Origin of the sequence: Candidatus Equadaptatus faecalis (assembly GCA_018065065.1) — a bacterium.
GTDB classification, from domain to species: Bacteria; Synergistota; Synergistia; order Synergistales; family Synergistaceae; genus Equadaptatus; species Equadaptatus faecalis.
In genome coordinates this window covers 1-21,783 of sequence record JAGHTZ010000056.1, presented here as the reverse complement: position 1 = coordinate 21,783, position 21,783 = coordinate 1, and the positions used below count along the sequence as shown (strand labels likewise).

General features: G+C 48.3%; 18 protein-coding genes. 14 read left to right on the top strand and 4 right to left on the bottom strand.

The window, feature by feature from the left end; all coding sequences use genetic code 11:
- The coding region (locus KBS54_04720) for a hypothetical protein (protein ID MBQ0055431.1) at positions 1-1,231 on the top strand (1,231 nt) is incomplete at its 5' end.
- A 149-nt stretch (positions 1,232-1,380) separates the two neighbouring features.
- Here KBS54_04720 and KBS54_04715 read toward each other — a convergent pair.
- Positions 1,381-2,607 carry an ATP-binding protein gene (locus KBS54_04715; protein ID MBQ0055430.1) on the bottom strand — a complete coding sequence of 409 codons (1,227 nt, stop codon included), beginning with the start codon at positions 2,605-2,607 and terminating at the stop codon, positions 1,381-1,383.
- A 326-nt stretch (positions 2,608-2,933) separates the two neighbouring features.
- Here KBS54_04715 and KBS54_04710 point away from each other — a divergent pair, with 326 nt between their 5' ends.
- Positions 2,934-4,298 (top strand): putative DNA binding domain-containing protein, encoded by a 1,365-nt coding sequence (locus KBS54_04710; protein MBQ0055429.1) that lies wholly within the window; start codon positions 2,934-2,936, stop codon positions 4,296-4,298.
- Positions 4,299-4,363: 65 nt separating this feature from the next.
- Here KBS54_04710 and KBS54_04705 read toward each other — a convergent pair whose 3' ends face one another.
- Positions 4,364-5,185, bottom strand: a complete 822-nt coding sequence (locus tag KBS54_04705) for a hypothetical protein (GenBank protein MBQ0055428.1) — start codon at positions 5,183-5,185, stop codon at positions 4,364-4,366.
- A 175-nt stretch (positions 5,186-5,360) separates the two neighbouring features.
- On the opposite strand from KBS54_04705, the gene KBS54_04700 reads away from it, so the two are divergent.
- From KBS54_04700 to KBS54_04675, 6 genes are all read left to right on the top strand, one after another.
- Positions 5,361-6,521 (top strand): helix-turn-helix domain-containing protein, encoded by a 1,161-nt coding sequence (locus KBS54_04700; protein ID MBQ0055427.1) that lies wholly within the window; start codon positions 5,361-5,363, stop codon positions 6,519-6,521.
- A gap of 220 nt (positions 6,522-6,741) precedes the next feature.
- A complete protein-coding gene (locus KBS54_04695) occupies positions 6,742-7,833 on the top strand; it encodes an NAD/NADP octopine/nopaline dehydrogenase family protein (GenBank protein MBQ0055426.1) in 1,092 nt (363 codons plus the stop codon).
- 106 nt (positions 7,834-7,939) lie between these two features.
- Entirely contained in the window at positions 7,940-8,950 is a 1,011-nt protein-coding gene (gene dctP / locus KBS54_04690) for a TRAP transporter substrate-binding protein DctP (protein MBQ0055425.1), read from the top strand.
- A gap of 100 nt (positions 8,951-9,050) precedes the next feature.
- Positions 9,051-9,656 (top strand): TRAP transporter small permease, encoded by a 606-nt coding sequence (locus KBS54_04685; GenBank protein MBQ0055424.1) that lies wholly within the window; start codon positions 9,051-9,053, stop codon positions 9,654-9,656.
- Positions 9,657-9,659: 3 nt separating this feature from the next.
- Positions 9,660-10,970: a TRAP transporter large permease gene (locus KBS54_04680; GenBank protein MBQ0055423.1), complete on the top strand. Its 1,311-nt coding sequence runs from the start codon at positions 9,660-9,662 to the stop codon at positions 10,968-10,970.
- Positions 10,971-11,045: 75 nt separating this feature from the next.
- Positions 11,046-12,482 carry a hypothetical protein gene (locus KBS54_04675; protein ID MBQ0055422.1) on the top strand — a complete coding sequence of 479 codons (1,437 nt, stop codon included), beginning with the start codon at positions 11,046-11,048 and terminating at the stop codon, positions 12,480-12,482.
- Between the two features lie 75 nt (positions 12,483-12,557).
- Here the strand turns inward: KBS54_04675 and hisD are convergent, their stop codons facing one another.
- Positions 12,558-13,817, bottom strand: coding sequence for a histidinol dehydrogenase (hisD, locus tag KBS54_04670; GenBank protein MBQ0055421.1), 1,260 nt, complete (start codon positions 13,815-13,817; stop codon positions 12,558-12,560).
- A gap of 41 nt (positions 13,818-13,858) precedes the next feature.
- Complete coding sequence (locus tag KBS54_04665; GenBank protein MBQ0055420.1) at positions 13,859-14,254, bottom strand: ribonuclease HI family protein; 396 nt, start codon at positions 14,252-14,254, stop codon at positions 13,859-13,861.
- Positions 14,255-14,372: 118 nt separating this feature from the next.
- Here KBS54_04665 and KBS54_04660 point away from each other — a divergent pair, with 118 nt between their 5' ends.
- The 6 genes from KBS54_04660 to KBS54_04635 are packed head-to-tail and all read left to right on the top strand — an operon-like array spanning position 14,373 to position 21,497.
- Complete coding sequence (locus KBS54_04660) at positions 14,373-16,775, top strand: heavy metal translocating P-type ATPase (GenBank protein MBQ0055419.1); 2,403 nt, start codon at positions 14,373-14,375, stop codon at positions 16,773-16,775.
- Positions 16,775-17,554, top strand: a complete 780-nt coding sequence (locus KBS54_04655; GenBank protein ID MBQ0055418.1) for a hypothetical protein — start codon at positions 16,775-16,777, stop codon at positions 17,552-17,554. The genes KBS54_04660 and KBS54_04655 overlap by 1 nt, the downstream gene beginning before the upstream one ends.
- Positions 17,554-18,276, top strand: coding sequence for a M23 family metallopeptidase (locus KBS54_04650; protein MBQ0055417.1), 723 nt, complete (start codon positions 17,554-17,556; stop codon positions 18,274-18,276). The genes KBS54_04655 and KBS54_04650 overlap by 1 nt, the downstream gene beginning before the upstream one ends.
- A gap of 33 nt (positions 18,277-18,309) precedes the next feature.
- Entirely contained in the window at positions 18,310-18,960 is a 651-nt protein-coding gene (locus KBS54_04645) for a 1-acyl-sn-glycerol-3-phosphate acyltransferase (protein MBQ0055416.1), read from the top strand.
- Entirely contained in the window at positions 18,957-20,186 is a 1,230-nt protein-coding gene (gene hydF / locus KBS54_04640) for a [FeFe] hydrogenase H-cluster maturation GTPase HydF (GenBank protein ID MBQ0055415.1), read from the top strand. Before KBS54_04645 ends, hydF begins: the two co-directional genes overlap by 4 nt.
- 36 nt (positions 20,187-20,222) lie before the next feature.
- Positions 20,223-21,497, top strand: coding sequence for an HlyC/CorC family transporter (locus KBS54_04635; protein MBQ0055414.1), 1,275 nt, complete (start codon positions 20,223-20,225; stop codon positions 21,495-21,497).
- Positions 21,498-21,783 lie beyond the last annotated feature (286 nt).

Below are 21,783 nucleotides of genomic sequence, written 5' to 3'. Positions count from 1 at the left end.
CGCAGCACTCGGCGCGAAAACCGACAAACTCGACAAACGCGTAACGAAGCTCGAAAAAGGCATCGGCAGCTGGCAGATCAGCGGACGCTTCAAATTTGACGCGAAATTCACAAACGGCGATCAGGATGAAAAATCACAGTTCCTTAACCAAAAAGAAAATCATGGAACGACAAAAGAATTCACAAAAGAATACGCGCGTCTGTATTTCCGCCGCCAGATAACGGAAGATACGTACTTCGATTCAGAATTCCGTGTCGGCGCATGGGCGGCAAGCGGAACACAGCGTGGACAGAGCGATATCAAACAGATGTCATGGAACAAATTCTACATTGGCACAAAGCTCCCGTTCTGGGGACTCAATGCAAGAATCGGACGTTTCTCATGGGACTGGGAAGGCGAATACGGTCTCGTCAATGCATTTGACTCACTCTGGGGTGACTACCGTGGCGATGCTTTTGAGTTCAAGAAAAAATGGGACAAAGTCTCATTGGTAGGTGTTATCTACCGTAACTATAACAACGAAGGTGAGCAGGCTCTTTGGGGTGATAAGGCTCAGTGCACGTCAATGAACTATGCTCTTAAACTTGACTATGTAACAGATAAATGGTTCCTCGCTGGACTTGCAAACTGGATGCAGTTCGATGGTATTAAGGGTGGACATGTCCATACCTATGGTATCTACGCCGGTTACAAATTTACACAGGATATCGCCCTCAAAGGCGCTTACTACTGGCAGAAACTTGCAGAAGATACATTTGACTCATCAAGTAGCGAAAATGCATGGAAAGTTGTCCTTGACATTAAACAGCCGGCACTTAAATTCACGTCACTGTGGGTCGAATATGCTCAGGCAACCGGACATTTCCTTGGTAACCTCGGTTCAGGTCAGGGCGGTGTTACGGCATACAGCTTCGGCTTCAAGGCAGACTCCGACAAAGGTCTTTTCTGGGGTTCAAAACCCACAAGAGATGCCAAATACAAAATTTGGAACATCCGCGCAGCCCAGAAATGGACGAAGAAGTTCTCAACAGAACTTATGTTTATGCAGCTTGACAACAGCATCGAAGGCGCTGACAAGACAAAAGCATACGGTATCAATGCCTCCTACAAGCTTAATCCCGCAGTCACTTGCACACTCGGCTATGACTGGTATGACTATGGCGATTGGAACGGTTGGGATCACAACGGCAAAGACGGTGTTCTCTTCTTCCGCACCGACGTCAAATTCTAATTGTTAATCTAATTAACAATATCGGGGGCACATACGTGCCCCCTTTTTAATCAGAAATGACGAAGGCTTGTGAACTTTTCACGCCTTTGCTTCATCCCCTGAACAGGAACCCTTACAAGGGTTCCTGTTTTTTGCGCTCGGTTTACCTATCACAGTTCGGAATCTGAGGCTAAAAAGTCCGCAAGATTTCTGTGAATTATACCGTCCCGTTTTTGCAGCAACGGGTCAAGTGTAAAGAGATACTTCGGATAGTTGTCTTTTATTGCGGTAAATGGTCTGTATTCTCTGTCTTCAACGGTTTTGTCGGCAATTGACATTGAAACCTGTATGTAGCTGTAATCAGCTTTTTTGCGCGCAATGAAATCACATTCAAGGTGTCCGACTTTGCCTGTGCTCAGCAAGTAACCTTTTGACCTCAGATAGGTGTACAAAACATTTTCAAGCACATGTCCATAGTTAATTCTGCGGTCAACATTGTTTGCATAGCAGATGCTTAAATCTGCAAGGTAGTATTTTTGTTCAAAATGCAGGGCTTTTCTGGATTTTGTGTCAAACCGGGGACATTTATAAAGCAGTTTGGCATTTTCCAGTATTTCCATATACCTGTTGACAGTCTCCGGCTGTATCGCAATTTTTTCCTGCTTGTTGAAGTAGTTCAGTATGTTTGTGAGGCTTACGGGGGCACCGAAATTATTAAAAAGATAGTACATAAGCTTCTCAAAGGCTGTCCAGTTTCTAATTTTGCGGCGCTGTTTTATGTCTCTGCGGATTATTTGCTGTATAACACTGCCAAGGTATATTTCCCTGTCGGCGGCACTGTCAAATTCCAGTGTTTTCGGAAATCCTCCGTTGTTGATATACTCGGTAAATTCTGCCATTATATTTCCTGTTTGTCTGCCGAGAAAGTGTTTCATCTCAAGATATTCATTGAAATTCAGTGTGAACATTTCAATTTCAATGTATCTTCCTGTCAGTTTAGTTACAAGTTCGCCGCTGAGAAGATAAGAATTTGAACCTGTAATGAATATAGAACAGCTGCCTTCTTCTCTGAAGGCGTTTATAACTGTTTCAAAATCCTGTACGTTTTGTATTTCGTCTATAAAAATATATTTATAGCTGTTGTCTGTAATTTGCTTCATAATCACAGCGTCAAGCGCGTCTGCTGTTTTTATGCTTTTGTAGCCGTGGCTGTCTAAATCAATGTAAATAATATCCTCCGGCGCAACCCCCTGTGCCTCAAGGTCATTCATTACTGATTTCAGAAAGCACGATTTGCCGCAGCGTCTGATGCCCGTTATGACTTTGATTAAATCGCTTTTGTAAAAGCCGCGTATTTTGTCCAGATAGAACCTTCTGGTGTAGATGTCTTTGAACATATCCGTCACCACCCTTATCAGTACCTGTATTGTACAATCTGTTTATGAAATTTGCAAGTTAAGGCGGATAGTTTTTCAAAATATTCAAAAGTATCCGTCTTAAACGGCAAATTTGAGAGACTTGGAATGGGCTTTAGGATAGGCGTCAAATTCTAACTTGGAATACTTTGCCTGACTAAACAGGAACTCTTTAACGGGGTTCCTGTTTTTTGCCCGTTTTATTTTAACCTCTTGACAATAAGAATATAATCATTATAATAATATTGTAATCATTAAAAGCGGATAATAATCAGCAGGGAGTGAGCGCGGTGTTTGAGGGCAGCGGCGTGGAGTTTAAAAGAGAATTTACGGAAGAAATAAAGAAAACTGTAGCGGCGTTTGCCAACTGCGACGGAGGCGTTTTGTATATCGGCATAGAAGACGACGGCGCCGTATGCGGAATTTCTGACGCCGACAAAACCCTGCAGCGCGTTGCAAACACAATACGCGACGCCATACGCCCCGACCTGACGCGCTTTACGGAGTGCGGCTGCGAGATTCTTGACAACAAAACCGTTATAAAAATCAGCGTCCGGCGAGGAACCTTGCGTCCGTACTTTATCGCAGGCAAAGGAATAAGCCCGCAGGGTGTTTTTGTCAGGCACGGCGCTTCTACCGTAGCAGCGGACGAGCTGTCGATTTTTGCAATGCTGAGAGAAAGCGCTGGGGACAGTTTTGAAGACGCTGTTTCGGCAAAACAGGAACTGACTTTTGAACAGACTGCAGAATATTTTCAGAAATTCGGCGTTAAATTTGACGAAAACTCGCGGAAAAGTCTCCGGTTTATCAACAGCGGAGGTGTGTTCACCAATCTTGCGTACCTGTTGTCTGACCAGTGCGAAGTAAGTCTTAAGCTTGCGCTGTTTGACGGCACGGACAAAACAATTTTCAGGGACAGAAGCGATGAAACGGGTTCGTTGCTGGAGCAGCTTGACCGCGGCTATGCTTTTCTTGACAGATACAACAGGCTCCATGCCGAAATTTCGGGACTGTACAGGGTGGACAGGAGAGATTATCCCGAAGAGGCGGTGAGAGAAGCGCTGCTCAATACCATAGTTCACAGGGAATATGCCGTTAACGCCCCTGCCCTCGTATCAATATTTGACGACAGAATGGAATTTGTATCTGTCGGAGGACTGGCAAATGGTGTCAGCAGGGAAGATATCATGATCGGCGTTTCGTCCGCACGCAATCCGAAGCTTGCGAACGTGTTTTACAGGCTGAAACTGATAGAAGCCTACGGCACAGGAATTATGAAAATAATCAACTGTTATAAGGGCAGCGGCAAAATGCCTGAATTTATAATAACGGCAAACGCGTTCAAGACCGTGCTGCCAAACTTGAATTATACCGATAAAAAGACGGACAGCAGCCTTTGCCGCATACAGGAAATCCGCAGCGGACAAAAGTTATTCGGCAGGGCGGCAGAGCCTGTTGTGCTGCCGTGCGACGCTGTGCGTCTGGAAAGGGAAAATGCCGTTTTGTCGCTGTGCAGCCAAAATGGCTTCACGACGCGCAGAGAGGTGCAGGCAACGCTTTCAGTCTCTCAGGCAACGGCAATTTTGCTGCTTCGCGGAATGCTTGAAAGGGGACACCTTGAAAAAATCGGCGCAGGCAAAAATTCCGTCTACCGTGCCAAAAAGCTGTTGTAAGCCTATGCGTTGAACAAAAAACTCACCGGTTTTCGCCGGTGAGTTTTTTATTTAAGAACTGACGGTTACATTTTTTTCTGCAGATCGTCCAGACGTTTCTGAATGGTGTCGATTTCCTGCTGCATTGTGCCGGCTTTGGCATCGATCGCTTCTTTTTCTTTTCTGAGCTTTTCGAGGCGTTCGAGCATACGTCCGCTTTCAAGTCTGGCTGCGGTTTTGCCCTGGTAAAGTCTGCTGATGTCCTGGTTGCCGAGCGACCACATGAGGTTTATGTTGCTTTTGAGTATAGGACTCATGAAGGAGTTGAACTCAAGCTGTACGGTACCGCCTTTTTCTGGGATAAGCGGTTTGCCTGTCTTTTCGTCGTAGCGCGGGAAGAATACAAGTCCTTCTATTTCGCCCATGAGACGGAAGTTAAAGCGTTTGTCGTAGTCTACAGGCTTGTAGGTTTTTCCGCCCACGCGCATTTTGACGATGTTGTCAAAGGGCGCCATGTGCATCGCTTCTGCAGAGTTGTCAATGTGAATAAGGAACGGTATCATTTTGTCAAGCTGGAGCGTCTGCAGATATTTGTACTTGTAGTCTTCAAGCTCCTGTTCTGTCCAAAGGTTTTTCTGTGCCTGATCCTGAACGTGTGCTTCGATATATTCGGGGGAGAAAAAGGCTGCTTCTACTTCCACGTAGCTTGTCTGGCTGTTTTCGGTGTCGCGCCTGTTCTCTGAACGAATCCAGCTGTGCATTATTTTCTGGAACTGGCTGCGAATCTGTTTTGACTGTTTGCTTTCTTTAACTTTCGGCGCTTTTTCTGCGGCGCAGCCTGCCGAGAGAGCGCAAAGTGCCGTGAAGACTGCAACGAGCAGTACGGCAGCAATTTTTTTCATTTTCATGTGAGTGTCTCCTTTCAAGACTGGTGTGCTTTCAACGGGTATATTTTACAAAAGAGAACCGGTTATTGCAAGCAAGCCGCTGCAGGTTATTAAATTTTGTATGGTATATTGTAGCTTTAGTACAAAAAGTATATAATATGTACAGGTAAATTCAGTCCGGAGGGGGACGGCAATTATGCTGGAGCGTATTGCTCAGAGTATCTGCAAGCAGGCAAGCAAAATTATTAATTATTCGGTCATTATTACAAATCAGAAGGGAATTATTATAGGTTCGTCACAGGAAGGAAGGTGCGGCTCTTTTCATGAGGCGTCTCTTGAGTCTGTGAAGTACGGCAGACAGCTCTATCACGACAGTAAAGCTGCCGCGCGGCTTTCGGGAACTCAGCCCGGAGTTACAATGCCGATAACGATAAATAACGAGGTGGTTGGAACCGTAGGCATAACAGGAACTCCTGACGAGGTGTCAAAGTACGGCAACCTTATAAAGATTTTTGCCGAAATGCTTGTGAGAACCGAGCTGATAAAGGATTCTGCCATTTTGAAAAATAAAGACAGACTTGAACTGCTGCGAGAACTTATTAATTTTGACGGCAGCGCAGCGTCCGGAGAAAATTTCCTCTCCCACTGCACTATGCTCGGATATGACATGAGCATACCGCGTGCCGTGATTTATCTTGATTACCGCAACCTTGAGGTGCCGGACGCCAGAAAACTGAAACAGGTATCGCCGGTGTTAAGTTTTGATTATCACGTTATGGTCAAACAGCAGTTCTGCGGAGCTGAAGATATAAGAATCAGCGTCGGGGAAGAACGCTACGTTGTGTTTGCGGCGTTGAAAAGCGCAGGCGGCGACTACGTTGACCGTCTGAAGAAAAAATTCAGCGAACTGGAGGAGCAGATGAGGCAGTGCGGTTTCTGTCTGACGGCAGGCATAGGCAGGAAAGCTTTAACTCCGGAGGAACTGAAGCGAAGCTACGAGGACGCAAAGCTTTCGTGGGAGGTGGCGCTTGAGCGCTGTCCGTCAAGCTGTCTTTATATAGATGATTTTAATCTCGAAAAGCTGATATGCCGCATTCCTCAGACTGTGCTGGACAATTTCGCGAATGAGCAGCTCGGCAGTCTGCGCAGCCAGAGAGACTGTCCGGAGCTTATGAAGCTTGCGCGTGTGTGGTGTGAGTCGAATTTTAACCAGACGCTTGCTTCCCGCAGACTGAATATTCACAAGAATACGCTCTGTTACAGGCTCAGCCGCTTTGAAAAGGTTACGGGCATTGATTTGCACGATTTTAACAATGCAGTGGCAGTGTATATAGCACTGCGGTCAAAGACGTTTTAGCCGTATTTCAGCGTATAACGTTGTAAATCGTCCGGTTTCGCCCTGCTGCGGAAGCCGGCGATTTTTTTGTGCTGTTTGTACAAAAAGACAGCGCTATTTTATTTAAAATTTGTGAGATTTAATATGGCTTTTTGCCGTAAAAATAATCTATAATTTCAATGACAGCAGAATGCCGTCTTAGAACAAACCACTATTCAATACACACAGGAGGTCCTTTAGAATGGTACCGAAAAAGATAGCAATACTCGGAGGCGGAAACGGCGGACATACAATGGCAGCCGATTTCACGGTGAAAGGTCACACGGTTAATTTCTATGAAATGCCGAAGTTCAAAGACAAAATGAAAAAGGTCTTTGAAACGCAGACGATAGAAATGACAGGTCTGTTTGAAAAACCGGGTCCCGTAAAACTCAACATGGTAACGGACGATATCGAAAAGGCAATCGAAGGCTGCCGCTACATCGTTCTCGTAACACCGGCGTTTGCACACGGCGATTATGCCCAGCTTCTTAAAGGCAAGGTCAAAAAAGACCAGATCATCGTAGTATTCCCCGGCGCATTTGCAGCTCTTCAGCTCCGCAAAGTGTTCGGCGAAGAGAACTGCCCTGTTATCGCCGATGTCAACAACCTGCCGTACGACACGCGTCTTAAAGGCGAAGGCAGAGTAGAATTCTACGGAAGAAACGACGTCAATATCGGCTTTATGCCGGCAAGCGCAGGTCCCGCGCTTATTGATGAAATGCGCGAAGACCTCTTCCCGTTCGTTAAGGTTTACAACGACGTTCTCGAAAGCGGACTTTCAATAGTTAACCCGGCGTGGCACACAGGTCCGTGTCTCCTTTCCGTAACGTCAATCGAACATCATCTCTTCAACTTCTTCGTCTATGAACACGGCTGGACGCCGTCAGCATGCAAGGTCAATATCGTGCTTGACCAGGAACGCAAAGCAGTCGGCAAAGAACTCGGCTACTCACTCACACCGATGGAAGATTTCAGCGGCATGCCTGTGGGCTTTAACTGGAAACAGCTCTATGCAGCCGGACACGGCGCAATCTCGCTTACCCCGATTTGCGGCCCCAACAGCATTTGGGACAGATATCTTACCGAAGACTGCCCGTTCGGCCTTGTTCCCTGGTCAGAAATCGGTAAAATCCTCGGTGTTGCAATGCCGACAACGAATTCCTGCATCGATATTTACAACATTATCCATGAAAAAGACTGGCGCAAAGCAGGTCTTACGGCAGAGGATCTCGGCATCGCCGGAATGAACAAAGAACAGCTTATCAAATACGTACGCGAAGGCGTCCGTTAGGATTTGCGGCAAAGAAGTCTGCTGCGGCCGTTAAACGCCGCTGCAGGCTTCACTGTTCACAGAAGTACCGTTTCAGCAAACACAAACAAGAGAGGTGCATCAGGTTATGAAGAAAATTCTTGGCATCACAGCTTCAATTCTTCTTCTGGCAGCGGCTTTTGCTTGCTTTACGGCAACTCCGTCAGAAGCAAAGACGACAAGGCTCCGCCTTGCCACGCACTATAACACCAACCATCCGGGTTATGCGTCGCTTCAGCGCATAGTCAAGGAAATTGAAACAAAGACGAAAGGCGATCTTAAGATTAAGATTTATCCGTCAAGTCAGCTCGGCGACTACACGGTTACCTATCAGGATCTTATGAAGGGCGCCGTTGACATGGCTCTTATCCCTATTCCGAGCGAATACGATTCAAAACTCGAAATGAACTTCATTCCTTATCTTGTTGCCGGTTATCAGGATCTCCCGAAGGTTTTCGGACCTCAGTCCTATTTCTCAAAAACCTACGGACAGGTTCACGACAAACTCGGCGTCAAGCTTATGGGTATCTACGTTGAAGGTCTCATAGGCATTGCCTATACGAAGCTTCCGGCAAAATATCAGGACGCTGCGGCAAAGAAGGCTTCAAAGGTTCGCGCTCCTGCAATCGAAGTCTATAACCTCGTTGTCAACGACATGGGCTTCGGTGCCACGACAATCCCGTATTCAGACCTTTACAGCTCACTGCAGACAGGCGTTTGCGACGGCGCAATCGGTCTTACCCCTCAGCTTGCCTACTCAGATTTCCGCGACGTTATCAAGCATTACGTCTGCTACAACATTTTTGCCGAGAACATAGGCTACTTCACAAGCAAAAAGACGTTTGGAAAGCTTACTCCGGAACAGCAGAAAATCGTAACGGACGCTTTCCGCAAAGAAGCTGACAACAGCTACAAAGTTGCAAAGAGTCTTGACGAAAAAGCAATCAACGATCTCAAAAAATACGGCGTAAAGGTTGAAACGCTCAGCGCCAAAGAAATGAAAGCATACGTTGATAAAGTAAGAAAAGTAACCTGGCCGAAGCTTAAAAAGAACATCGGTGCAGACACGCTTAAAAAACTTACCGAATCAGTCAAATAATCAATGTTTTACAAGGGCTGCTTCTGTGCGAACTCTCCCAAGACTTTTGCACGGAAGCACCCTTTCTTGCAATTTTGTTATGAAAGAGGTGCAGCACCAAATGAGTTTACAGGATACAGGATTCTGGAAGCTGCTGCTTAAACTGATACGCTTTGTTATTGTAGTCTGCAATTTGATGTCAACGGTTACCATTTTGGCCGCTGTCTTTATGCGTTACGTGCTCGGCAGCAATTTCTACGGCTCAGATGAAATTATTCTTCTGTTTGCTTTCTGGCTTTATTTTATCGGAGCGGCTCACGGCAGCTACGAAAACAGCCATATCAAAGCAGACCTTATGAAGATGTACGTTAAAAACATGAGAATAAAGGACGCTATCGGGCTTCTTGCAGAAGCGCTGACGCTTGCGGTCAACACCGTAGTGCTTGTCTGGTCAACGCAGATGCTTCTCTGGTCGCTTGAGAAAAACCCGCTTACAACGTCTTTGAAAATACCTATCTCCATTTCGCACAGCGCAATTTTCCTCGGTATGCTGCTTATGGAGTTCTATCACGGGTATTATTTCTTCAGAAATATTCGCGCATACTTTAAAGAAGGCTATTATACGGAACCCTCTGAGGGCGATTACGTTTCAGAACGCATAAAAGCAAAATATCCCGACGCGAAAGCGCCGACTAAAGCGCAGTTTGCAGCGCAGAAAGGAGAATAGGTCATGACTGAAGTTCTTATCGGAATTGGTGTGCTTATATTCTGCCTTGTTATCGGTATGCCTATACCTTTCTCCTTTGGTGCAACGGTTATATGGCTTGCGTTTTCTCTCAGCTATCAGACGGACTTCCTGCTGAACGCTGCCTACGGGCAGATCAATTCGGTCGTTCTTCTCGCTATGCCGCTGTTTATCCTCGCAGGCGGCATTATGGAAAAAAGTAAAATAGGCGAAGCCCTTATAGGTGTTGTCGAATCCTTTACAGGCCGCATCAGAAGCGGACTCGGCGCTGTTTCAGTAGTTACAAGCGCTATATTCGGTTCAATTTCAGGCTCTGCTTCCGCAACTCTTTCCTGCATCGGCGCAATGATGCAGCCGAGACTTCTTGCGGCAGGCTATGAAAGAGGCTACGTTGCCTCTCTGCTTGCAGCCGCCTGCCCGCTGGGGCTTCTTATTCCCCCGAGCTCAGCGCAGATTCTTTACGCCTGGTCAAGCAACACGTCTGTTCTTGCATGCTTCCTCGCAACAGTAGGCCCAGGCATTCTGCTTGTTATTCTGCTCTGCACCTGCAACGCGGTTATGACACGCCACATGCCGATTAAGGTCAGAGAAGCCCAGACAATGTCCGAATGGCTCATCAGCACGAGAAAGAATATTAAAATAGGTTTCCCGTCGCTGCTCATGCCTGTCATTATCCTCGGAGGCATCTACGGCGGTATTATGACGCCTACGGAAGCTGCGGCTGTCAGCGTGCTTTACGCAATTCCGGTTGGTCTTTTCATATATAAGGGAATGGATCTTAAAGGTCTTAAGGATGCAATTGTTGAAACAGGAACAACAACCGGCGTTGTTATGGTAATGTTCTTTATGGTTATGATGATGAGCCGTCTTATGGTTATGGAAGACGTGCCGCAGCAGATAGCCGACTGGCTGCTTTCAATTACCGACAACAAATATATAATTCTTATCCTCATCAACGTATTTATGATAATCATAGGAATGCTTATGGACGACGTCAGCGGAATCCTGCTCTGCACGCCGATTCTGCTCCCGATAGTTACGTCGCTCGGAGTGCATCCTGTGCATTTTGCGGCCATACTCGGCGTCAACCTCGGAATGGGCAACCTCACGCCTCCTACGGCTCCTATGCTTTACCTCAGCGGACGCATCTGCAATGCGAAAATCAACACAATGCTCAAGCCGATAATGATTCTTCTTATTTTCGCATATCTGCCGGTGCTTCTGCTCACAACGTTTGTGCCTGCACTGTCGCTTACGCTTCCGAAGCTTATCCTGCCAAAAGTTTTCGGTCTGTAAGTTGCAGTTAACTAGGTTATAGGCTACACGGCAACACGCAGCAAATTCACAAAAATTTTGAAAGGGGAAAATAACATGAGATTCAGCAAAAAATCAGTAAGAGCTTTTGTCGTTGCAATGATTTTTGCCATGGTCTTCTCGTCAGCAGCATTTGCGGCAGGCAAAACAGCTTATCTGACAAGCAAGAACTGGGAGCCGAACGTCAAAAAAGTCATCAACCAGATGTTCGATATGTACGGTAAAAACAGCAAGGGTTACGACCCGAACTGCAAACCGTATGCAGTATTCGACTTTGACAACACGATTTCAATCAACGACGTCGGTCAGGAAACATATTTCTATATGTTCGAACGCCTTCGTTTCGCAGCCAAACCGGAACGCATGTACACGCTTCTCACAACAGGTATTCCTGATGTCAACATGGACCTCGGCGAAAAATGGGGCCATCTGACGGTTGCCAAAGTTGCAAGAGACGCTGCAAAAGCCTACAAAAAACTTTACGATAAAGGCTACGTTGCACCGGACAACTCAAAAGAAAGCAAAATGAAAGAATGGATCAACTCAGACGACTGGAAAGAATTCGCAACAAAAGTCTGGTGGCTCCATGACGCAATCGTAAGCAGCTACTCAACAGCAATCGGCTACCCGTGGACTAGCTACCTCTTCGAAGGTATGACACGCGCACAGGTTCAGCAGCTCGCCCTTGAATCACACAAACTTTCACACGAAAGACAGCTCAAAGACCCGACACAGTGGAAGAAGATTAAATGGCAGAGCCCGGATTCAAAGAAATATCCGTCAGAAGCCGGACAGCTTACAATCAAACACAACAACTCAGTAACAGTAACGCCTGAAATGCAGGAACTCCTCGTCTGCCTCGAAGAAAACGGCATCGATGTATGGTTCTGCTCAGCTTCCTATCTTGACGTTATCTGCGCGACAGTTCCCGCATGGAACCTCAAAGGCGTAGACGGCATCACAGCTATGACCAACAAAGAAAAAGGCGGCGTTCTCACGAACGAATACGACTATGATCTCCACCCGCAGACAGAAGGCCCGGGTAAAGTCGCAACAGTCGACAAAATTATCCGCCCGCTGTACAAAGGCAGAGGTCCTATATTCGGCGCCGGCGACTCACAGGGCGACTTCAACTTCCAGACGGAATACAAAGACACAGCAGTCGTTCTCGTAGTCAACAGAGTCCGCAAAGACGACGAAGGTCTTCTCGCGTCAGTCGCTATGTACCAGAACAAGAAGGGCATCGACCTTCCTGCAGCCAAAAAACAGGGCGACATCCGCGTAGTGCTTCAGGGCCGCAACGAAAACGGCGGCTGGTTCTGGCCGACAACAGCAACAATGTCAGTTGGCAAAACAGAGCCCGCAACCCTCACAAGCAAAGCACAGGGCTGGCTTGAAACAATGGAAAAAGGCACGTCAGTTAAAGACATGATCAATAACTGCGTAGCACTTACCGGCTCACAGAAGAAATACGACGGCTACAAAACGAAATAAGCGCAAAAATCCAAACAGAAAAGAAGCAGACCGAAAAGGTCTGCTTCTTTTTTTATAACGGCGCAAAGTGCCGTGTTATTTCAGCCTGATTCTTGCCGCGTTGGCGTGAGCAGTGAGCCCTTCGTTTTCAGCCATTGTAACCGCGGCTCTGCCTATTCTTGTCACGCCTTCGGACGAGACGTTTTGGAAGGTGCAGATTTTAAGGAAGTTGAATACCGATACTCCGCCTGTGTAGCGGGCTGCGCCCATTGTCGGCAGGGTGTGGTTGGTGCCGGCATCGTAATCGCCGAATACTTCCGCCGAGCCCTGTCCGAGGAAGAGGGAACCGTAGTTGCGAAGTTTGTCCGCGAGCTCTTCAGGATTTTTGGTGTCAACTTCAAGATGCTCCGGCGCGAGTTCGTTTGCGATTTCACAGGCTTCGCTGAGATTTTTAGCAAGGATTATGCGTCCGTTGTTTTTCCACGATATGCCTGCTATGTCTGCCGTGTCAAGCGTTTTGAGCTGTGCTTCGACCTCTTTTTCAACGGCTTTTGCAAGCGTTTCAGACGTTGTTACAAGTATGCCTGAGGCGTCTTTGTCATGCTCTGACTGCGCGAGAAGGTCGGCGGCTATAACTGCAGGTTTCGCCGCGGAATCTGCTATTACAAGCACTTCGCTGGGACCTGCGATAAAATCTATGCCGACTCTGCCGAAGACCTGGCGTTTTGCTTCCGTGACGAATTTGTTTCCGGGACCTACTATCATTGTTACTGGTTTTATCGTTTTTGTTCCGTAAGCAGCGGCGGCGACAGCCTGAGCACCGCCTGTTGCGTATATTTCGTCAACGCCGGCGATTTTGAGAGCGGCGAGCGTTGCGGGGTGGGGCAGACGGCTTCCGTTCATCGGGGGTACGCATGCGCATATTCTCGGCACTCCCGCAACCTTTGCCGGTATCGCAAGCATTAAAGCCGTGGAGAAAAGAGGATGGTTGCCTCCGGGGACGTAGCAGCATACCGAGTCTACGGGAATTACATTATGCCCGAGCGCAACGCCTTTCATGACTTCCGTTTTGAGCGGTTTAACGCAGGAAAGCTGCTTTTTTGCAAATTTTTTAATGTTTTTGGCAGAAAGCCGCATTGCTTTCAGCAGCTCCGGCGATACGGCTTTGAGAGCTTTGTCCAGCTCCTTTGCGGGGACGCGGAAATCTTTTGCCGGCAGTCCGCCGAATTTTTCGTTGTAGAAGGATACTCCGGCGTCGCCTTCCTTTATGACCTTTGCGATGATTTCAGAAACCGCGCCGTAAACCGCCGCGTCGTCCTGTGCAGTGCGTTTGACGTATTTTTTTAAATCTTTCATGCTTATTCCTCTTTCTTAAACCAGAACAATATCTGATATGGTTAACCGTTTTTTCTGTCTATTGCTTCGTTTGAGAGTGCGTCGGCAAGTTTGTTTTGTTCGCGCGGCAGCCAGCTGTAGCTTACGTTCATGCCCTGCGCAAGCTCCCACACCTTTGAAGCAAGTTCAAAAAGATGCGGCATTTTTATTTTCCACTGGTGCGTCACCTGCGATATCACAAGTTTGCTGTCGCCGTACACGTCAAGCTGTTTCACGTTTCTGGCGCGCGCTTCGGCAAGCAGATTTATCAGCGCCGTGTATTCAGCCTCGTTGTTTGTTTTAACACCGAGATAATCAGCCTTGCTCCATATTATTTTTCCGTCGTTGTCAACGAGAAATGAGCCTGCGCCTGCTTCTCCCGGATTTGAGCGCGAAGCCCCGTCAAAATAGCCTTTCATGACCGTATAAATACCGCCTGTCCGCTGCGCAGATATACGCAGCACAAATTTGCCGTAATGAATTATACTATATATGAAAAAGGTTTGGGAGATTTTATTCCACGGGAGGAGGCTCGGAATGACGGTAAAATTCAGCGTAACGGGTATGAGCTGCGCGGCATGTTCGGCAGCGGTTGAAAGAGCCGTGAAAAAGGTTGACGGGGTGACTTCCTGTTCCGTCAGTCTGCTGACCAATTCAATGCAGGTTGAAGGCGGAAGATCGGAAGAAATTATTGCCGCCGTCACAAAAGTAGGGTACGGCGCAAGGCTTTACGAGGCGGAAAAAGATTCTTCCGCAGACGAAGAAACGAAACGTCTGAAGCGGCGGCTTGCCGTTTCGGCGGCTTTGCTGCTGCCGCTTATGTATTTCTCAATGGGGCATATGTTCGGCGCAGATTTTGGATTTTATTTCTCCGCTGTCTGCCAGTTTGTTCTTGCTGCGGCGATTATGTGCGTCAACAGAAAATTTTTCACGAGCGGCTTCGCATCGCTTGCAAGGCGCAGCCCGAATATGGACAGCCTTGTTGCTCTCGGCTCCGCGGCTTCGTTTGTCTATTCCTGCGCCGTACTGGCGAAGGGCGGGGGGCATCTGTATTTTGATTCTGCGGCAATGATTCTGACGCTTATAACCGTAGGCAAAACGCTTGAAGCGCGTTCAAAAGGCAGAACGACTGACGCGCTTAAGGGGCTTGCGAAGCTCGCGCCCGATTTCGCCGTTGTAGTAAAAGACGGCAGGGAAGAGAGAATACTGCTTTCGGAAATAAAACCGGGCGATGAATTCGTTGTGCGGCCTGGGGAAAAATTTCCCGCGGACGGGATAATTGTTGAAGGCGCGGCATCTGTTGACGAGTCTGCGCTGACGGGAGAAAGCCTGCCGGTTGACAAGACCGCGGGAGACAAGGTTTTTACCGCGACGGTCAATTTGTCCGGTTTTGTACGGGCAAGGGCTTTCAGCGTCGGCGAAGATACGACGCTTTCAAAAATAATAAAGCTTGTTTCCGACGCCGCTGCGCAGAAAGCGCCCGTCGCCAAAATTGCAGACAGGGCCGCCGCTGTTTTCGTTCCTTCGGTAATCTGCATTGCGCTTGCGACGCTGTGCGGCTGGCTGTCAGCGGGAAAGGATTTTGCCTTTGCGCTGTCGCGCGGAATTTCCGTGCTTGTCATCTCCTGCCCCTGCGCTTTGGGGCTTGCAACACCGGTTGCAATAATGGTCGGAAGCGGAGTCGGCGCGAAAAACGGAATACTTTTTAAGACAGCCGCTTCGCTTGAACAGACCGGCAAAATTTCAATTATGGCTCTGGATAAGACAGGGACGCTTACGAGCGGCGAAATGACCGTTTCAGACGTTGTTTCTTACTCTGCGGATTTTGAAGCAGCCGCGTACGCGCTTGAAAGCAGAAGCTCGCACCCTGTTGCCGCGGCGGTCTCAGCATGGCTGAAAGAACAGAACGCAGAAATTTTTCCTGTAGAAAATTATGAAGAGCTGCCCGGAAACGGAGTATCCGCACTCTCTGCGCAGGGCAGGCTGTATGCGGGAAAACCCTCGTTCGTTGCTTCAAAAGTTGAAACAAGCGGCGAAGTCCTGCATGACGTTCAGCGGCTGGAAAAGGAAGGCAAAACCGTGGTTCTTGTTGCGGATGAAAAGAAAATTCTCGGATTGTTTGCCGTTTCTGACACGCTGAAGGCCGATGCTGAAACTGCTGTCGCAGAACTGAAACAGCTCGGCATACGCACAGTGCTGCTTTCAGGCGACAACGAACGGGCGGTAAAAGCGGCGGCGCAGAACTGCGGCATTGAAGATTTCTATGCAGGACTGCTTCCGCAGGACAAGGAAAAAATTGTCAGCGAACTGAAAAAGCAGGGCTTAACGGCCATGGCAGGAGACGGAATAAACGACGCGCCCTCGCTCAAGGCTTCCGACACGGGAATAGCTTTAGGGAAAGGAACAGATATCGCGGCAGATTCCGCAGACGTCGTGCTGATGCGCGACAGCCTTTCCGCGCTTCCGTCGGCGGTAAAGCTCAGCCGCGCCGTGCTGCGCAATATAAAGCAGAATCTTTTTTTGGCGTTTTTCTACAACGCGCTTGGAATTCCGCTTGCGGCAGGTGTTTTCTCTCCTTTAGGACTGCAGCTCAGCCCGTCGTTCTGTGCCGCGGCGATGTCGCTTTCGAGCTTCTGCGTGGTAACAAATGCGCTGCGGCTGAATTTTGTTAAGATAAACGGCGCAAAATCGGTTATAATTGAACGGAACGCTGAAAAGGAGGTTTTCCACATGACAAAAACAATACACGCCGAGGGTATTATGTGCCTGCACTGCGAAGCAAGAATCAAACAGGCTCTCGAGCAGCTTGACGGAGTGAAACAGGCTGTCGTTTCGCATGAAAAGGGAACGGCTGTCGTTGAACTTTCAAAAGAGATAGAAAACGAAAAATTTAAAGCTCTGATTAACGAACTCGGCTACAAATTTATTTCGGCAGACTGATGGCTGTATTCAAAGAAACTGAGCTTATAACGCTCACCGGCAGCTTCGGCGACAAAGAACTGAGAATTGAAAAAACCGTTCCCGCCAAGGCGAACGGCATTCAGGTCGTGTTCCTTCACGGGGTGTTCAGCAGCGCAAATTTAGGCAGTACGAACAAATTCCGCGTACTTGCCGGTGAGATGTGCAAAAGGGGCTTTACCTGCTGGCTGACGGAAACCTCGAGAAACATTCACAACCGTGACGATTTTGAAGACCAGAGCGAATGGGTGAGACTTGCGTTTGCGGGCAAAACCTACGCGCAGGAGTTTTCGGACGCAATGAAAATGGTTCGTGAGGTAATCAGCCGCACCAAGGGGCAGCCTCTTTGGCTGTGGGGTTTTTCGCTCGGCGGAATTTCCGCCTGTTGCTGTGCGGCGGAGCCTGACATAGACGTCAGACGCCTTATCGTTGCCGGAGCAGGCATGTATCCGAAAAAAAGAGCGGAATACATGTTCGGGCTTCCGATAATGAATACGCTGAAGCAGGACATCAGTTTTGACGTGGTGAAAAAAGTAAAAGCAGACAGTTTTATCGCTTTCCGCGGGCAGAAGGATGAGATTTTCCCGAAAAAAGCGTGCGAGAAGCTGTACAACAGCGTTAAAACCGAAAGAGGCAGAAAAATATTTTATCAGCTGCCGGGCGCAGACCATTCCATTCGCTGCGTGAACGGAGTTGTTGAGAACAGGCTTATGTCGGAAATGGCTGAAATCGCGGCAAAATTTCAGGTGCCGGAAGACTGATGTTTTCAAAAACAAAACGTTTTAAATTTCTTGCGGTGCTTTTGCTTGTCTTGATTTTTGCCCTGCCTTCCGCGGCAAAGGAGACTTCTGGCAGGTCAGGCAGTACTTCAGCCAAAAGCAGCGTACGGAGTTCTGCAAAAAAAGAAAGCAAATCAGGAACCAAAAAACGCGGCGGCAAAAAGAAGCGCCGTTCGCGCGCCTGCTGTACAAGCTCGCACGAAAGCGAAGAGCAGAAAAAGAAAATAGCGGCTGAAACGAAAAAACTTGAAGAAAACCCTGACCTTTCGGGAGACATTCCTGAACTTGCGGAAGATCAGCTCGTGTGGCCGGTAAAATACGGCTACATATCACGGGGTGTGCGCGGGAGACACAGCGGCGTTGATATGATGAGCCGCGCCGGTGACCCTGTCTACGCGGTTGCAGACGGAGTTGTCGAATTTATAGCGATTAACAGCGCAAAATACAGCGGATACGGAAAAATGGCGGTTATCCGCCATGACGGGAAAAAATTGTGGTCGCTCTATTCTCATTGTTCCGAAATTTATTTGAATGTCGGACAGGAGGTAAAAAGGGGGCAGAAAATCGCCTCGGTGGGCAGAACCGGACGCGCAACCTGCAATCATCTGCATTTTGAACTGCGCGGGGAAAACAAAAAGCTGCTTAATCCCCTGGAATATCTGCCTGAGGAAGGCGCACTCGGCAAAAAATACGTGCCGCATTAAGATTAAAAATATTTTGGATTGGCGGGTAGGATAATGCTTTATTACGTTGTAGGACTGGTGCTTCTGATTTATTTCACGCTTTATCACAGATTTACGAGGCACGGGGTTAAAAATATTCCCAAAGGGCGTCCCTGTATTTACGCCTCCAACCACGCAAGCTATCTTGACCCTCCCATGGTGGGTTTTGCCGTTTTTCCGCGCCGCATACGCTTTGTAGCGTGGGAAAAGCTGTTCACTGTTCCTGTTTTCGGCACCTTTATCCGTGCGCTTGGCGCAGTTCCCGTTTCGCAGGAAAACAAAAATTCTTCGGCGGCGCTGCTGCGTATGGTTATGGGTTTTCTGAAAGAGGGCAGCTCAGTTTTCATCTGTCCGGAGGGGCACAGAACGCTTACGGGGGAGCTCAGTCCTCTTGAAGGCGGCGTAGGAATTATGGCGCTCAAAACAGGTACTCCTGTAGTTCCAACCTGGTGCGGCGGAACATTCCGCGCTATGGCGCCTGATATGACCCTGCCCCGCCCGACAAAAATTTACGTGGAATTCGGAGAGCCGATTTATATGGAGGATTTGCCGTCAGAGCTTAACGACAGGGAAAAAATAGCGCTGATACTTGACAAAATAAACGAATTTTACAAAAAAATGGACGCGAAAGACAAGGCGTCAGGAATTCTCAAGGTGAGAAAATGAGCGGACTTGACGCAACACCGCGCGCAAACAGGCTGCATATAGGATTTTTCGGCAGGAGAAACGCGGGCAAATCAAGCCTTGCAAATCTTGTGACGGGGCAGCAGGCGGCGCTTGTTTCCGACAAAGCGGGAACCACAACGGATCCCGTTTTGAAAAGTATGGAGCTTCTGCCTCTTGGTCCCGTGGAAATTCTGGATACAGCCGGTTTTGACGACGAAGGGGAACTCGGAAAACTCCGTGTTGAGAAAACGGAGGAAATGCTGAACAGAACAGACCTTGCTCTGCTTGTTGTTTCAGCCGCCGCTTACGGCGATTTAAGCTTCGAGCGCGAATGGCGCGAAAAATTCAGCGCTGCGCATACGCCCGTGCTCGGCGTGCTCAACAAAAAAGACCTTCTGTCGGGTGAAGAGCTGCAAACGGTTCTTGAAAAGCTTTCCAAGGAACTTGAAATAAAATTTGTCGCGGCGGACGCAAACGACAAAGCCTGCCGCGCAGAGCTGCTGTCGGCGATAGTTTCCGCTGCGCCGACAGATTTTGAAAAGCCGGTGCTTTGCGGAGACCTGTTCAAGCCGGGCAGCTGCGTACTGCTTGTTGCGCCGCAGGACAGACAGGCGCCGAAGGGAAGGCTTATTCTCCCGCAGGTGCAGGTGATACGCGACATTCTTGAGCATCACGGCTCTGCGTACGTCTGCACGCCCGAAGAGCTGCCTGCCGCGCTTGCGTCGCTGAAAAAAAATCCTGACCTTGTCATAACGGACTCGCAGGTGTTTGCCGAGGTCGCAAAGGTACTTCCGGAAGAAACGCCTCTTACGTCGTTTTCAATACTGCTTGCCCGTTCAAAGGGCGAGTTGTCGCAGTTCGTTGCCGGTGCAAGAAAAATCGGCGAACTAAAAGAAACCGACCGCGTGCTTATTGCGGAAGCCTGCACGCACGCACCGGTTACCGAAGACATAGGCAGGGTTAAAATACCTTGCAGACTGCGTAAAATATCGGGGGAAGGGCTTTCTGTAGACGTTGCCGCAGGCGCCGATTTCCCGAAAGATTTGTCGCCGTACGCCCTGATAATTCACTGCGGAGGCTGTATGTTCACGAGAAAACAGCTGATGTCGCGTCTGATAGAAGCGGCGGAGCAGAACGTTCCCATAACGAACTACGGCGTTGCGCTTGCTTACATGAACGGAATTCTGGACAGAGTAGTGTCAGTTTTTGAAGAAAACGGGTTATAATAATAGCATCAAGTGCAAAACAGGAGTTGAAATTTAGTGGATACAGACTTGTCAGGCAGTTTGCTTTTACTCTTTCTGCTGCTCGTGCTTTCAAACTTTTTCAGCGCGGCGGAAACCTCAATTACCGCTTCAACAAGAGGAAAACTCCTCGCTCTCGCCGACGAATATCCGGAGAGAAAGAAAGGGCTTCTCTGGCTCAGCGAGAATATTTCAAACGCGATTAACATAACACTGATCGGCAACAATCTTGTGAACATTGCGGCTTCGTCGGTTGCAGCTGCCCTTGCCATAAAGCTTTTCGGCACTGTGGGTGCCGCGTGGTCGGTTTTTGTAATGACGGCTTTAATAGTCGTGTTCTGCGAGGTGCTGCCGAAAAACATAGCGATATCCGAGCAGGACAGCGTGCTTATGCGCAGTCTTCCTATACTTCTGAAACTCCGCATACTGCTTTGGCCGATGGTGTTTGTCATCCAGTCGGCGCTTTCGCTTGTCGAGAAAATCAGCGGCAAAAAACTTTCCTCATACAGCGGTCTTGCCTCGCGCGAAGAGCTTGAACACATAGTCACAGAGGGTAGCGAAAGCGGAGTGCTTGACGAAGACGAAAGCGAAATGATACACAGTATAATCGATTTTGAAGAGACAAAGGTATCGGAAGTCATGGTTCCGCGCGTTGACATGGAAGCTATCGAAATTCAAAGCAGCATTGAAGAAGCCGTTGAACTGTCGCTGAAATCGGGACATTCGAGAATACCTGTCTACGAAGAGGACCTGGACGAAATACGCGGCGTGCTTTACGCTAAAGACCTGCTTAATCTGCTTGCGGGCGGACAGAAAAAAACGATCGCGGAGCTTATGCGCAAGCCGATGTTTGTTCCTGAAACGATGAAAACTGACGAAGCTCTTGAAACGATGAAGAAATCCAAAAAGCATATCGCCATAGTCGTTGACGAATACGGCGGAACAGCAGGAATTGTCACGCTCGAAGACCTTATTGAAGAAATAATCGGCGACATACAGGACGAGTACGACAGGGAAACGCCTGAAATTCAGCAGGAGGGCGAAAACTGCTGGCTTGCGCAGGGACAGGCAAATCTTGAAGATTTGTCCGATGCGGTAGATTATCCGTTCTGCGAGGAATTTGACGAAGTCGATACACTTGCAGGAATGATTCTTGAGCTGTCGGGCAATTTCCCGAGCAAGGGAGAAACAATCAGCTACAAGAGCTGGGATTTCCACGTGCTTGACGTTCAAAAGCACAGGGTGCTTGAAGTGCGGCTGAAAAATTTCCCGGACAGAGATGATAAAGAATAACGGCGGTCAAACCGCCGGTTTTTATTGCCCTGTCAGCTATTATTTCAGGCGAGATTATAGGACTGATAAATAAAAAATAGTGCACAATTTATTTCTGCCGGAAATAAAAAATGAGCCTTTGGGGCTCATTTTGTGTTGAGGTTTAAAACTTAAAGCCGGACAGAAATTCCTTTGTCTGCGAGATGTTTTTTCAGCTCGGGAATAGGTATTTCATGGAAATGGAAAAGCGATGCGGCAAGCACGGCGGAGGCTTTGCCTTTCGTAAGCGCGTCGTAAAAATGCTCCA